The organism is Companilactobacillus allii, assembly GCF_001971585.1.
In the GTDB taxonomy this organism is placed as follows: Bacteria; Bacillota; Bacilli; order Lactobacillales; family Lactobacillaceae; genus Companilactobacillus; species Companilactobacillus allii.
The window spans coordinates 1,461,807-1,474,422 of record NZ_CP019323.1 but is presented as its reverse complement, the minus strand read 5'-3'; the positions used below and the strand labels follow the sequence as shown (position 1 = coordinate 1,474,422).

Below are 12,616 nucleotides of genomic sequence, written 5' to 3'. Positions count from 1 at the left end.
AGTCTGAGACATAACTCTTTTTGTACTCAAACGTGCAGTGAAAACGTGTGAAAATGCACAATTTCTTCCGCCTAACAAAAATAATTTCGACATTCACTTTCGTGAATACCGAAATTATTTTCGTTAATGCTCGGAAATTACCCGTGCATTTTCACACTCTTAAATAGCTGAACTGATCAACTGAGAATATTTAGCTAAATTCTCACCTTTATTAATTACCTCAACAACAGCACTACCAATAATAATTCCGTCGGCGATTTGTGACAGGTCTTTGGCCTGTTGAACTGAATGGATCCCAAATCCAATGGCAATCGGAACATTCGTAACTTTTCTAATCTCTTCTATAGTACTTCCTAATTCATTGGAAAAATCTTCTCTTTTCCCGGTAACGCCTATTGAAGATACCATATAAATGAAGCCTTTGGCCTGAGAGGCAATTTTAGCAACACGTTTCCCAGATGTTGGTGCAATCAATTGAATCAATGAAATATCATATGAATCACTAATTTCACGTAATTCATCTTGTTCCTCTAATGGCAGATCCGGGATCACTAATCCGCTGATGTTTAACTCTGAACATTTACGACAGAAGTTTTCATAACCATACTTATAAACAATATTAGTATAGGTAAGAAAAATAATCGGTACCTGTGTTGATTCTCGAATTTTTTCAACAATATCAAAAACAACATCTGTATTAACTCCAGCACTGAACGCACGAAGATCAGCTTTTTGGATAATTGGACCATCGGCTACCGGATCAGAAAAAGGAATACCCAATTCAATAATATCAGCGCCATTATCGGCTAATGTTAAAACGTTAGCCACCGTTTCATCAAAATTAGGATCATCTGCTACAACGAATGGAATGAAAGCTTTTTTATTTTTAAATACTTCTTCTAATTTATTCATCGATATCTTTCCCCCTATATTTTGCAATTGCGGCAACATCTTTATCACCACGACCAGATAATGTACAGATAATTATTTTGTCCTTTGACATAGTTGGAGCTAGTTTCCTAACGTAGGCCACTGCATGACAACTCTCGATTGCAGCGATTATTCCTTCTGTTTTGGCAATATATTCAAAAGCATCGACAGCTTCATCGTCTGTTATACCCACGTATTTAGCACGTTTAGTAATAGCTAGATGAGCGTGTTCTGGACCAACACCGGGATAGTCGAGACCTGCAGAGATCGAATATACCTTATCGATCTGCCCATCTTTATCTTGTAGAAAGAGTGATTTCATCCCGTGAAATATACCAGTCGACCCACGTTCGATCGTAGCAGCAGTTTGGTCAGTATCAACACCTTTACCTGCAGCTTCACAGCCAATTAACTCAACATTTTTATCATCAATATATTGGGCAAAACTCCCGATTGCGTTACTTCCACCACCGACACAGGCTACTATTGCATCAGGAAGTCTTCCTTCATCAGCCAAGATTTGTTGTTTAGACTCTTTACTTATGACACTTTGAAAGTCATGTACCATTTCTGGATATGGGTATGGCCCTACAGCAGAACCCATAACGTAAAACGTATCATCGATTCGCTTAGTCCATGCTTGTAAGGCTGCATTAACAGCATCTTTTAGAACCATTGAACCACTTGTAACTGGATGGACCTTTGCACCAAGTAATTCCATACGATAGACATTGAGTTTTTGGCGTTCTGTGTCTATTTTTCCCATATAGATTTCACATTCCATCCCAAACAATGCGGCAATAGTTGCTGTAGCGACTCCATGTTGTCCAGCACCTGTTTCAGCAATCAATCTAGTCTTCCCCATACGTTTGGCAATCAATGCTTGTCCAATAACATTATTAATTTTGTGAGCGCCAGTGTGATTCAAATCCTCTCGTTTAAAATAAATCTTGGCACCGCCTAAGTCCTCTGTCATATTCTTTGCATAATATAGAAGCGATGGTCGATTAGCGTAATCTCTTAATAACGTATGAAATTCATCTAAAAAGTCTGGATCATCTTTGTATTTGTCATACGCCTTAGATACTGCATTTAGTGCCGTCATTAAAGTTTCAGGAATGAATTGTCCTCCAAATTCACCATAATAATGAGACTCTTGACTCTTTTTTTGCATTTCTTTCATAGTTGAACACTCCTTAAGAATTATGTACTTCGTTTACGATTTGTCTTATCTTGTTAATATCTTTTTTTCCGTTAGTTTCAACACCACGCGAAACATCGATTATTTTGGGTTTTACTATCTTAATTGCTTTATCAACATTAGCTGAATTAATTGATCCAGCTAAAATATCCGGAATTATCAACAAATTCTTCCAATCCAATATTTCACCACTATCACTATCTAACATTGTGTAGTCAGCGCCAGTATTGAACTTTTCATCGGTGGGGTTAAATACTTGGATAACCTTTATATTCTTATCATGCAAATAATCAACTACCTCTTCTGACTCATTGCCATGGAGTTGGACAATTGATATTGCCCCACTATTCACGGCCTTAAGTATTTCCTCGATTGGAGCGTCAACGAACACTCCAACACTGATTATTCGTGGATCCAAATGTTCTCTTAATTTAATTGCTTGATCTAAGTCGATATGATGTCTGCCACCTGCAAAAATGAATCCTGCAAAATCAGGCTTGGCTTGATTCACTGCATCAATATCTTCTATAGTCATCAATCCACATATTTTAATTTTTGTCATACTATCATGCTTCTTTGAATTCTCTAATAATCAATGACTTGTCTTCGGCCTTCATAAAAGTCTCGCCGATCAATACTTCATTGATATTCGCTGCTTTTAATAACTTAATATCTTCAACCGTCTTGATGCCACTTTCAGCAATAAACGGTATTTGAGATGGAACCAATGGCCGTAATTTCAAGCTATTATTCAAATCAACCGTGAAATCTTTTAAATTACGATTATTGACTCCAATGATTCTTGCACCAGAATCTAAGGCGATTTGTAATTCTTCTGTTGAATGGACTTCCACAATAGCTGCTAGATCCAATTCATTAGCCAAATTTTGGAATTGTTTCAACTTTTCTGGAGTCAAAATTGAAACGATCAACAAAATTATTTTTGCGCCAGCAAACTTGGCTTGATAAATCATATATGGATCGATCACAAAGTCCTTTCTCAATACCGGTACATCAACATTCTTTGCTATATCAGATAAATATTCTAATTTACCTTGGAAGTACGTGGGTTCAGTCAATACTGAAATGGCATCAATTCCGGCATTTGAATATTCTTTTGCAATTTGTATATACGGGAAGTCTTTAACGATTTCACCTTTTGATGGAGATGCATGCTTTACTTCACCAATGAATCCCATTTTTGACTTTAAAAACTTATCTATAATTTCTTGAATATTATTATTGCTCTTCTCATCAGCAATCCTCTTCTTGGTGGATTCAACCAGATCATCTAAGATCATGCGACCATGCCAACTTGAGTTAGATTAATGAATTCTTCCAATTTTCTTTTGGCTGATCCGTCGTCAATAACTTGTCTTGCCATTTCAATTCCTTTAGCAATACTTAGTGATGGATTAGCAGTATGAATAGCAACTCCTGCATTCATCAGAACAATATCTCGTTTGGCACCAACTTTTCCATTTAAAATATCTCTAGTAATTTGTGCATTCTCAATCGGAGTTCCACCGATAACTTCATCTTTTTTACAACGCTTAATTCCAAATTCTTCTGGGGTTATTTCATATTTATTAATCTCGCCATTTTTGATTTCTGCCACGGTAGTTGAGGCAGAGGCTGAAACCTCGTCGAATCCATCTTGACCATGAATGACTGTGACATTTTTGACACCAAGTTTTCTCAAAACCTCGGCCATGGAAACGACTAATTCTTCATCGTATACTCCTAATAATTGTGATGTGGCATGGGCTGGATTGGCTAGTGGTCCAAGTATATTGAATAACGTTCTAATTCCAAGCTCTTTTCTGATTGGAGCAACATACTTCATTGCCCTGTGATATTCCTGTGCATAAAGAAAACAAATACCTATTTTGTTCAATACTGACTCACTTTGCTTAGGATCAATATTGATTTGGATACCTAATGCTTCAAGTACATCTGCGGCACCGCTTTTCGAAGATGCAGCACGATTACCATGCTTAGCAACTGGAATCCCGGTTGCTGAAACTACTAATGCTGAAGTCGTTGAAATATTGAATGAATTCGAATGATCACCACCAGTTCCGACAATTTCAAGTACTGGTTCATCAGCTTCAAACTCTAAGGCATGGGCACGCATTGCATTAGCTGCACCAGCTATTTCTTCAACTGTTTCTTTTCTAATCGACAAGGCTGTTAGGAAACTCGAAATTTGAATATCACTTGTTTCCCCACTCATGATCTCGTCAATTACTTGATTCGTTTCTTTAAAAGTTAGATTCTTTCCGTTAACTAATTCTTTAATAGCATTTTCAATCATTTTTGGTTCCTCCGCTTCAATTTGATCACAAAAAAAATCCGCCCATAAACTTAATTAAAAGTTTAAGGACGGAATTTCCGCGGTGCCACCTTATTTTAATAGACTGGTAGTGTATAACAAATAACACTACAATCCATTACTCTTAGCAAAGGGCAATCACCCTTCCGACAACTTACGTATGCCTGACGTTTCTCTGTACTGATTCAGTTAAAAATTTTTGAGAGAACCCTCGATGGTCCATTTAACTATCTGCGTTTGATTGCACTCTCACCAACGGAAACTCTCTTTACATGCACAATAGTCTTGATCTCCATCTCAACGGTTTATGGACGAATTTGTTTTGTTGATACAGACAATAAGACTATTTGAGGTGTTTGTCAATAAAAAGATTTGAAAAATTTTAATTTAATTAGTGTTTCTCACTGATAGCGTTGATTAGATAATACAAAATGTCGTAACAACTGATTGAACTGATCAGGTACTTCAGCCATAATGTCGTGACCTGAATTATCCATCACAGAAAATGTCACATTCTCACTTAAATCAGCAACCACCTTAGCAAAACCAGAGTTGTAATAAGGACTATCTTTAGCAGCCAAAATCATCACTGGATGACTACTAGTCTCAACAGCTTTGGTCCAATCCTTAGTAACATGATCATATAGCAGTGGCAAATTACTAACTCGATTGAATGGATATTTATTCTTAGCGTCATTTAACTTAGTAATTACCCGCTTGTCTAAACCATGCAATGTCTCATGAACATTAACATTAGTGGTTTTCTCTTTATAATTGCTTTGATTAATATCCATAAAACCATAATGCCAAATAGAATCATTCAGCATCTTAGTAGTCTGATCAACTCCCATGACGCCAGCAACGTTGTCATATCTTGATAAATATCCGTAACAAACACTAGCTCCCATTGAATGACCAACTAAAAGTGGCTTATCCAGCTTTAAAAATTCAATTAATTCATGTAGATCCGTAATTAATCTTGCCATATTTAATTGTGAGTCAGTACGTTGTGAAGCACCATGATTCCTATGATCATAAGTTATCACCTGATAATTCATATCAAGTAAATATTTTACTTGTAGTTGCCATATCTCTTGATAACCACCAAATCCAGCAATAAGTATGACCGGTTTACCTGACCCATAAATGTTATAATCCAGTTCAATTTTATCATCTGTTAAAAATTTCATAATCTACCAAAAAAATCTTGGATATTAATCCAAGATTTTTTAATCCTTCTCTATTTCTGACCATGGATCATTTGACAATATAGGTCCATTGGCAGTTTTAACTAATATTGTATCACTTGAACTATTAACAAATTCTTCGAGTGAAAATCCCTTTTGACCATGAACAACTTGGAAATCAGCATGGACTCCAAACTGATTCAACTTCTTCAATAACTTAAAGGCTTCCTCATGAGACAATCGTGTGCTCTCATACCAAATTAAATCTAAGTCACTAGTCATCTTAGCAGTAGCTTGTCCACTTGCCAACTCGAAACCGACACTTCCACCAATTCCAAAGTTGTAGTCCTTTAGTATTTTTGAGACTTGATCTAAAGCCTTGATTGCTGGTAATTCAAACCTATCCTCAGATAACTTATCCCAAGAATTATTTACCAAAGACTGTGGTGTTAACACATCGATTACTGAATCAATTAATATGAATCCAGCAAATCTTTGTTCTCGTTTAACACCTCTAACACCTACTGGCACCTTATTATCAATAATCTCACCACGACGAACTATTACTAATGGAGTCTTCTCCAAACTATCAATAACCCAATCAGGAATTTCATTTTCACTTAAAAATCCCTTTGGATCAATTTTAATTAAATTATGAGGTAAGAATTCTATACGTCCCATTGTTCAAAAACAGCTTTACGAACGGCGTTTGTTGCCTTACGACCACTCTCTACAGCGATAGGAGTCTCATAACGGAAATGTAAGTCTGCTGGCTTTCCAACAGTACTCTTAATGGCCTCATCAATAATATCTTTGATCTTAGAAACATTCTCATCACTGGCATCATATGAACCAATGCCCTTGACTAGTTTGTACAAGGCACCAAGCTTTTCATAGTTATCAATATCATAAGCCATAGCTGGAACATGCTTTGTGGCTTCTTCTAGTTCAGCAATAGTACGTTGTGTAATACGTGCGGCACTAGCCTTTGACATAGCTTGAATGGTAATTGATGTATCGTCTAAAGCGATTAATCTATTTGATTGCAAACCATGTGCTAAGAATCCACCAGATACAGCATCCCCTGGAATAAAGGCAATAACTGGATGTCCTGCTTGACGTGCTTTAGCATATGCAGCAGCACTTGAACCAAGAGAAACATGAATACCAATCAATTCTTCTTGATAACCATAAGCTTGACTAGGAACATCAACAACCATAATAATTGGACGTTTTACATCCTTATCAGCATCTTCTGCGACAACTTTGTTAACGATACTTGCAACAGCAAATCCTTCTTCAAGACCAACTTCACCATCACGAACACGTGGGAACTTGTTATCAGCATCTGGGACAATGGCAACATATTCCTTACCGTCTTTTTCAGCATGCAAAACTGTTGGTACAGAACTCTTTGCGTTCTTAATTCCTGTAAGTTTTTCAAACCATAAACGACCACGACTCTTTGTTCCTGGCTTGTCACTTTCAGTTGCATCGGCAATAACATGCTTTTGTGTTTTAACTTCTGGATAAAGTTTACGATATTCCTTTATATCAAGTTTCTTAGTTAAATCAAGCTTATCTAACAATGAAAGATAGAAGTCAGCATGTTCAGTTCTATGAGCATCTTTCTTCTCATCAATAGCTTCTGAAACTGACTTCTTGATGTCATCAACTGTATCTTCAACGACTTCATCAACTAATCCAGTTGCTAGTCTTTGCTTTGTACCCAATGTATTCCAGATCAAATCTTTATCACTAGAATCAAACTCACGAACACCGGCTTCTTGTTCAATAACTTCTGGACCATTCAAAGCGATTCTAGCTTTCTTAGTAGCAATTAAGTAAGAAAGAATCGAGGCAGTAATAGACATCCCACCAAATGAACCAACACGTCCTGGAACCAATCCAATAACTGGAACATAATTCTTCAAGGCAATAACGGCGTTATGGATCTCTGAAATTGAAAGCAAACCATAATTAGCTTCTTGCAAACGAACACCACCAGTATCAAGAACGATAACTGGATAGATAGTCTTTCCAGCTTTATTATCTTCCAATGCCTTCTCTAAAGCAGCAACGATCTTGGCACCACTAACTTCACCAATACCACCACCTTGGAATTTACCTTCAATAGAAATAACCAAAGCGTTTTTACCATTGATAGTACCACGCATCAAGACAACACCATCGTCACTTTCAGGGACGATACCTTGTGGTTCTAGATGTGGTGAAATCATATTATCAAGTGGTCCAACTAACTCACGGACCTTTCCGTCAAGTAATGCCTCAGCACGTTCACGTGCATGTAATTCAACAAAACTATTTTTCATCCTGTAATGCCTCCATTGCTTGTGTTAAACGTAGGTTTACAACACCAGGTGTTGAGCCGAAGTCATTTATTTCAATATCTGCTTGAATTGGATATCTTGCAAAGAATCTATCCAAAACATTTTGCCAAACTTCTTTAAAACCATCACTACCAGTCACAATGTTAACGACAGTTTCGTCTGAATCTGTTGGACGAAAGATTACTTCAAGATCCCCTGAAGCAACTACACCAATATGAATTGGTTTTTTAATAGGATTTTTAGTTTCAAATTTATAATGTAATTTTTCCATTTATTCTTCTCCTAAATTAATTAAAAAATAACTTGCTGCAAATAAATCTGCACAACCACCTGGAGAAATATTGTATTCATTGACGAACTTTTCCAGTTCGATGAATTCTGCATTCTCAATTACCGGTACGTTACTTTCAAATATCTCTTTTGAAATACTTTGTAATGTTTCTAAAACTTTTAAGTTACTGCGATAAACAATATTAGTATCGTTAACGTTGCCATATAACAACATCAATCTACGCATCCACAAGTCATCTACATCTTGTTCATAGTTCAAAACTTTTCTGATGTTAGGGAAACCTGCTTGGGCTTCACCTTTAGCACCTGACAAAGCATACTTTTTCTTAGTTTCCATACCATGAGTTCTCTTAGCAGTTTGTGGAATATATTTATCTGGTAAATTAGCTAACTTTTGTGCCGACAAAAGTATTTGTTCCAGATCTCCTGTCTGCAAAGAACTAGCTGCACTTATCAACAAACTCATTGTCCAAATGGCACCTTTATGTGTATTGATCCCACCGGTTGCTTGGAACATATCAGACTCTGTTTGTCTGCCGATTGCACCGATATCTTCACGTAGTGCAACGTCGATTTCTCGATTAAAACTAACATCTGAAATTTTTTGGAAACCATCTAACAAACTATCGGCTGATTTCAAGAACAAACTAAGGTCCATATCATCGTGTGAACCATTAGACAATGCATCTACTAATCCAGGTTTGGGAGTAAAATTAACTTCCCACTTCAGAGCATCAACTGCTAGTTGTGCAATAGATGTTTTAATTTGCATTTTATGACCAACTTCTGAATTTAGCTGGTGGATTGTATAGTCCATCTGACCAACTTACTAAGTCATCCATTGTTTGTGCGGCAAGAAGTGAACGCTTAGCTTCGTTACGATGTACATGTAAATCTTCTGGCAATGCAACAATACCACGTGCACGTAAATCAGCTAATTGTTTAGGATTACTTCTCAATCCAACTGGTGTAACTCCGGCAATGGCTTCGATAGCGGCTTGTCTTTCAGCCATGCTATCTGTCTTGTACAAGTATGCAATACCTTCTTCAGTAACGATATGAGTAGTATCTTCTGAATAAATCATGATAGGAACATTAGCTAACTTAGCTTCTCCTCTAACTTCTTCAGCATCCAAATGATCAACAAAGACAGGTTTCTTATTTGAACCAAATGTTTCAACCATTTGTACGACTAACTTTTGTCCTTTGCCTAATGGATCATTATCTGGTCTAAGACTTTGCCATGCTGGTGTTGAGTGACGACGTCCTGTTGGGTTACTTCCCATGTTAGGAGCACCACCGAATCCAGATAAACGACCATTTGTAACAGTTGAAGAATTACCATATTTATCAATTTGTAAAGTTGAACCAACGAACATGTCAAGTGCATATTGACCAGCCATCTGACCAAAAGCACGGTTAGATCTCATAGTTCCATCTTTACCAACAAAGAAGATATCAGGACGGTGAGCGATATAGTTCTCCATACCAACTTCTCCACCGAATGAATGAATAGTCTTGACCCAGCCACTTTCAATAGCAGGAATCAATGTAGGTGTAGGGTTAACTTCCCAGTTAGGAACGATCTTACCCTTCAAGCCTAGTTGTTCACCATATGTAGGAAGCAGTAATTCAATAGCTGCAGTATTAAATCCAACACCATGGTTAACTGTTTGTACATTATGCTTCTCATAAATACCACGAATAGCCATCATACCCATAAGAATTTGTAGTTCAGTAATATTTTGTGGATCACGTGTGAATAGTGGTTCCAACTGATATGGTTGGTCGGCTTGAACAACAACATCAACCCAATCACCAGGAATATCAACACGTGGAACTTTATCAACGATCTCATTAGCTTGAACGATAACAATACCATCTTTAAATGCTGCTGATTCAACAATAACAGGTGTCTCTTCAGTATTAGCGCCAGTATAAAGATTACCATCATGATCAACCTTATCAGCAGCAACTAAGACAACGTTTGGAATCAAATCAACATATAGACGTGCATATAATTCAAGATATGTATGGATATCACCGACATTCATTGTTCCGTCAGCAATCATTTGGGAAATACGAGTACTTTGTGGTCCAGCAAATGAAAAGTCCAATTTACTAGCAATACCTGTTTCAAAAATATCCAAATGTTCAGGACGTGAAACACTAGACATGATCATATGTAAGTCATGAACTTTTTCTGGATCAACTGAGGCCAAAACCTTTGACAAGAAACTAGCTTGTTTTTGGTTATCCCCTTCCAATACAACTTTGTCGCCAGGAGTTATAAGGTTCTCCAACAATTCCTTAGCGTTTTCTGTTTTTACAAATTTACCATCCATCATTGGTGCAATTTTTTCTAACTTAGCGTTTTTTGCATCACGATGTGTAGTCCAACTTCTGTTAGTCATTTATTTTCCTCCATTTTTTTAATAGAAATTCAGTATCATCAATTCCCATTTCACTCATGGTAATATTTCTCAGATCAGGAAATTTGGTGTGAATCAATTTGGTGAATGCATGTCCCGGCATTACTTCTACCGTTGTATCAATACCTAGTTCACTAGCAACACTCATCATCGTGTCCCAATAAACTGGATATATCAGATTATTGACCATGTCCTTTTTGACCTCATCAACACTTTGTACAGCATGCCCATTGTAATTAGTTAAATAAGTACACTTGGGTTTCTTTAGATCGATTGTTTCAAATGCACTATCCAAAGCAGTTGCTGCCGATTGCATTAATGGTGAATGAGACGGATTTGGTACCTTTAAGATCACAGCCTTTTGAGCTCCATTATCTTTTGCTAAAGCCAAAATCTTGTTGATACCATCTAAGGATCCAGACAATGCTGTCTGTAACTCAGAATTTTGGTTTGATACATAAACATCAGGTAAATTAGCCTTTTCAACTAAGGAAGTAACTTCCTTTCTAGTTAATCCAACTATTGCACCCATGCCGTATCCAACTGGATAAGCCTCTTTCATTTTAGTAGAACGAAGAAAAACAGTTTTAATTGCATCTTCTTCAGTTAAAACCCCAGCGGCAACTGCTGCTCCAAACACCCCTAAAGAGTGACCTGCAACAACATCAGGAACTTCTTCAATAGACTTTAATTGTCTAATGTTTTGTAGCTGTAAAATTAAAATACCTAATTGAATCTGTATAGAATCTTTATAAGATTCTTCGTCATCATTTAACGTCACACCGGTCAAGTCTTTGACCTTAGTCAACAAATCCCGTGGTACATTACTTAACATTCCAGGACGTTGTCCACCTTGTCCTGGGAATATCCATAAAGTACGCATATATTCACCTCCAGATCATCCTTTTTCACTGATCTCACAATCACAGTATAAAAGGATAAAGTAAGCGTGTATAATACATAAATTGAATGGTACATAACCAAATAGTTATGAATTGGAGTGGATAAAATGAACCTGACACAATTAAAGTGTTTTGCCATCGTAGCCAATCAAGAAAGTATCACTAAGGCCGCTGAGATCCTCTATATTTCTCAACCTGCAGTTAGTAAAACAATTAGACAACTAGAAGATGAATTACATGTGCAGTTATTCGACAGAACTGGTCGCACCTTAAAGTTAAATCGTGCTGGAAGATTGTTCTTCAGCTATGTTAATGACAGCTTAAAGGAATTAGATAGAGGAATAAACGCTGTTCAAGGTGGTGTTGATAATTCAGAACAACCCATCTCAATACTGATGGAAGTTGCTTCCCCCTTTATTCCCAGTATTGTAGGAAATATCAAAGATAAGTTCCCTAACGTGCGACTAAGTATCGCCCAGCACACTGTTAGAGAGGCTGATTTTAAACAATTTGACTTTATAGTTACTAGTCATCCATTAAAGGACCTAACGAATGTACCTGTATTAAAAGAAGAAATATTCGTTGGTTGGAATTCAAAATTTGGATATACCAAAGAATTCATCGATCCCAAAGAAGTCAAAGATGAGAAGTTTGTTGGTTTGACCAAAAATAATCCATTACGAAATACCACTGATAAATATTTTAATGACCGTGGCATTTCTTTGAACTATATGTATGAAACTGACGATCCAGCTACTATTCGAGGCTTGATTGAAGCTGGAATCGGGTTAAGTTTTATACCATCAGTAACTTGGCAGACTATAGATTCTCAGGTCCAACTAGCCAGACTTACTCCAGAACCCTTGCAACGCACCATTTTTCTAAGCTCACCGTCTATGAACTTAACTGATATTCAAAGGGAAATAAGTAACGAATTAATCAAGTTATTTTTGAGTTTTCAAAGATCAGAATTAAAAATTTAAGTTG

The 12,616-nt window shown here is 36.8% G+C and carries 13 protein-coding genes; 1 reads left to right on the top strand and 12 read right to left on the bottom strand.

Annotated elements, in window-relative coordinates:
• Positions 1–159: 159 nt before the first annotated feature.
• The 12 genes from trpA to BTM29_RS07080 all read right to left on the bottom strand — a co-directional run bounded on the left by trpA (position 160) and on the right by BTM29_RS07080 (position 11,610).
• Positions 160–912, bottom strand: coding sequence for a tryptophan synthase subunit alpha (gene trpA, locus BTM29_RS07135; protein WP_076615373.1), 753 nt, complete (start codon positions 910–912; stop codon positions 160–162).
• Positions 905–2,113: a tryptophan synthase subunit beta gene (gene trpB / locus BTM29_RS07130; RefSeq protein ID WP_120270371.1), complete on the bottom strand. Its 1,209-nt coding sequence runs from the start codon at positions 2,111–2,113 to the stop codon at positions 905–907. Before trpB ends, trpA begins: the two co-directional genes overlap by 8 nt.
• Positions 2,114–2,126: 13 nt before the next feature.
• Complete coding sequence (locus BTM29_RS07125; RefSeq protein ID WP_076615369.1) at positions 2,127–2,693, bottom strand: phosphoribosylanthranilate isomerase; 567 nt, start codon at positions 2,691–2,693, stop codon at positions 2,127–2,129.
• Between the two features lie 4 nt (positions 2,694–2,697).
• Positions 2,698–3,432 (bottom strand): indole-3-glycerol phosphate synthase TrpC, encoded by a 735-nt coding sequence (gene trpC, locus BTM29_RS07120; RefSeq protein ID WP_076615365.1) that lies wholly within the window; start codon positions 3,430–3,432, stop codon positions 2,698–2,700.
• On the bottom strand, positions 3,429–4,448 hold the full coding sequence (trpD, locus tag BTM29_RS07115) for an anthranilate phosphoribosyltransferase (RefSeq protein ID WP_076615362.1): 1,020 nt from the start codon (positions 4,446–4,448) through the stop codon (positions 3,429–3,431). Before trpD ends, trpC begins: the two co-directional genes overlap by 4 nt.
• Positions 4,449–4,867: 419 nt before the next feature.
• The gene (locus BTM29_RS07110; RefSeq protein ID WP_076615358.1) at positions 4,868–5,656 is read right to left on the bottom strand and encodes an alpha/beta fold hydrolase; all 789 of its coding nucleotides are present in this window, start codon (positions 5,654–5,656) and stop codon (positions 4,868–4,870) included.
• A 39-nt stretch (positions 5,657–5,695) separates the two neighbouring features.
• Positions 5,696–6,334 carry a malonate decarboxylase holo-ACP synthase gene (locus tag BTM29_RS07105; RefSeq protein ID WP_076615354.1) on the bottom strand — a complete coding sequence of 213 codons (639 nt, stop codon included), beginning with the start codon at positions 6,332–6,334 and terminating at the stop codon, positions 5,696–5,698.
• The gene (mdcD, locus tag BTM29_RS07100; protein ID WP_076615350.1) at positions 6,322–7,986 is read right to left on the bottom strand and encodes a biotin-independent malonate decarboxylase subunit beta; all 1,665 of its coding nucleotides are present in this window, start codon (positions 7,984–7,986) and stop codon (positions 6,322–6,324) included. Before mdcD ends, BTM29_RS07105 begins: the two co-directional genes overlap by 13 nt.
• Positions 7,976–8,275 (bottom strand): malonate decarboxylase subunit delta, encoded by a 300-nt coding sequence (locus BTM29_RS07095; RefSeq protein WP_076615347.1) that lies wholly within the window; start codon positions 8,273–8,275, stop codon positions 7,976–7,978. Before BTM29_RS07095 ends, mdcD begins: the two co-directional genes overlap by 11 nt.
• Positions 8,276–9,067, bottom strand: coding sequence for a triphosphoribosyl-dephospho-CoA synthase (locus BTM29_RS07090; RefSeq protein WP_076615344.1), 792 nt, complete (start codon positions 9,065–9,067; stop codon positions 8,276–8,278).
• A gap of 1 nt (position 9,068) precedes the next feature.
• Entirely contained in the window at positions 9,069–10,709 is a 1,641-nt protein-coding gene (gene mdcA, locus BTM29_RS07085; RefSeq protein ID WP_076615341.1) for a malonate decarboxylase subunit alpha, read from the bottom strand.
• Positions 10,702–11,610, bottom strand: coding sequence for an ACP S-malonyltransferase (locus tag BTM29_RS07080; protein WP_076615338.1), 909 nt, complete (start codon positions 11,608–11,610; stop codon positions 10,702–10,704). Before BTM29_RS07080 ends, mdcA begins: the two co-directional genes overlap by 8 nt.
• A gap of 126 nt (positions 11,611–11,736) precedes the next feature.
• On the opposite strand from BTM29_RS07080, the gene BTM29_RS07075 reads away from it, so the two are divergent.
• Entirely contained in the window at positions 11,737–12,612 is an 876-nt protein-coding gene (locus BTM29_RS07075) for a LysR family transcriptional regulator (RefSeq protein WP_076615335.1), read from the top strand.
• Positions 12,613–12,616 lie beyond the last annotated feature (4 nt).

Coding starts and splice junctions, on each gene's coding strand:
- trpA (WP_076615373.1), bottom strand. CDS start 912: ATGAATAAATTAGAAGAAGTATTTAAAAATAAAAAAGCTTTCATTCCA.
- trpB (WP_120270371.1), bottom strand. CDS start 2,113: ATGAAAGAAATGCAAAAAAAGAGTCAAGAGTCTCATTATTATGGTGAA.
- BTM29_RS07125 (WP_076615369.1), bottom strand. CDS start 2,693: ATGACAAAAATTAAAATATGTGGATTGATGACTATAGAAGATATTGAT.
- trpC (WP_076615365.1), bottom strand. CDS start 3,432: ATGATCTTAGATGATCTGGTTGAATCCACCAAGAAGAGGATTGCTGAT.
- trpD (WP_076615362.1), bottom strand. CDS start 4,448: ATGATTGAAAATGCTATTAAAGAATTAGTTAACGGAAAGAATCTAACT.
- BTM29_RS07110 (WP_076615358.1), bottom strand. CDS start 5,656: ATGAAATTTTTAACAGATGATAAAATTGAACTGGATTATAACATTTAT.
- BTM29_RS07105 (WP_076615354.1), bottom strand. CDS start 6,334: ATGGGACGTATAGAATTCTTACCTCATAATTTAATTAAAATTGATCCA.
- mdcD (WP_076615350.1), bottom strand. CDS start 7,986: ATGAAAAATAGTTTTGTTGAATTACATGCACGTGAACGTGCTGAGGCA.
- BTM29_RS07095 (WP_076615347.1), bottom strand. CDS start 8,275: ATGGAAAAATTACATTATAAATTTGAAACTAAAAATCCTATTAAAAAA.
- BTM29_RS07090 (WP_076615344.1), bottom strand. CDS start 9,067: ATGCAAATTAAAACATCTATTGCACAACTAGCAGTTGATGCTCTGAAG.
- mdcA (WP_076615341.1), bottom strand. CDS start 10,709: ATGACTAACAGAAGTTGGACTACACATCGTGATGCAAAAAACGCTAAG.
- BTM29_RS07080 (WP_076615338.1), bottom strand. CDS start 11,610: ATGCGTACTTTATGGATATTCCCAGGACAAGGTGGACAACGTCCTGGA.
- BTM29_RS07075 (WP_076615335.1), top strand. CDS start 11,737: ATGAACCTGACACAATTAAAGTGTTTTGCCATCGTAGCCAATCAAGAA.